The following is a 1,314-nucleotide window of genomic DNA, read 5'->3' as shown; positions in this document are numbered from 1 at the left end:
TAGCAAGAATCCCACTGACGTTAGTCAGCTAGTCCCTTTAGGGGGGGAGTGTCAAAAGTATAAGATTCTATACTTAGTAATCCCTCACTTTAATGTATGTCTTTGGGGAAGTGTGGGGAGTTCAATCGATTCTGAATAAAATTGATAGTATCAGTTGCAATTTTTTTACGTTTAAGAACAATCCCGGCATGTCCACATGTATAAATATATCTCGTAGGTCTTTCCCAGGATTCCCACAAATAGTCTGTATCCTCAGAGTGCACATATAGATCGTACTTACCTGAAATTAATAAAATATTTTCTTTTTTTACTTTTGGTAACGCTTGACTCGGTTCAGTGATTTTCCAATAATCTATTAATTCATCATACGTTACACCATGGTGTTCCAAGTCTCCTCTAATAAATCTACCTGGATTTGTCTTCCAAATTGAATAAGAAAGTCGATTTGCGTAGAAAATGGATGCTAATACATCAATTTCTGGTTCAACAAGAGATGTTAGGTTAGTAATAACCCCACCTAAACTGATTCCTATTAGAATCAGGGGACCATTTTTATTTGCTTTAATCCATTTGATCAAAGTTCGTAAATCAGCTACCGCTTGTCTGGTTGCTTGTACAGTTCGTTCAATATTGGCACTTACCATGTACTCTCCACTAAATAAGGATTGGTTGGGTTTTCTTTCAAAATGATATGGTAGAGTGAAATAATACATATTCCACCTCAAGTTGGTCATATGGTCGTGGAATATTTTTTTTACACGTTCGTTAGAATCCATTCTCCAACCATGAACAAAGATGACATGAGGCGCATTTTCATTTTTATGTAAGAATAATTCTCCAGTTACAGAATCGTTGCGTGAATCATCAGATTGAACCGAGCTTTTATATTTGAATTGTCCAACCATGTATTCCTTTTCCTGTTTTGAATGCTTAATGTTAAAATGAATATCAGATGGTTTTACTTTATAAAAAAATTCTATGTCCTTTATATCTAGTGAGGTGTTAGAAAGAGAAGTATACTGAAACTCTACACTTCTTTTTTTGTGCAAATCATACAAGGCGTATCGATCAATGAGTTTTGAAAAAAACAAATTAACCTCCTCCAAAATACATATTGTTTAAAACATAGACAAAATTTATGTTTTATTTATGCTGTAAATTAATTATAAAATATTCTCTTTTCCTAATATTAGGTGCTTAAATTACAAAAACAGGTAATAAATTTGTGTATTATATTATAAAGCTAGCAATAAAATAAAACCCTAAATAATTTATACTAAAATCTAAAAAGCAGGTTAATATTCTCATTCATAT

General features: G+C 32.1%; 1 protein-coding gene. It reads right to left on the bottom strand.

Annotated features, from left to right (window positions below):
- Window positions 1-89 precede the first annotated feature (89 nt).
- The gene (locus V7038_RS28820) at window positions 90-1,091 is read right to left on the bottom strand and encodes an alpha/beta hydrolase (RefSeq protein WP_283747211.1); all 1,002 of its coding nucleotides are present in this window, start codon (window positions 1,089-1,091) and stop codon (window positions 90-92) included.
- Window positions 1,092-1,314: the final 223 nt, after the last annotated feature.

Origin of the sequence: Bacillus sp. JJ783 (genome assembly GCF_036963225.1) — a bacterium.
GTDB lineage: Bacteria > Bacillota > Bacilli > Bacillales > Bacillaceae_G > Bacillus_A > Bacillus_A cereus_U.
Note: the sequence above shows the minus strand (reverse complement) of the source record. Positions and strands in the feature narration are given on the sequence as shown.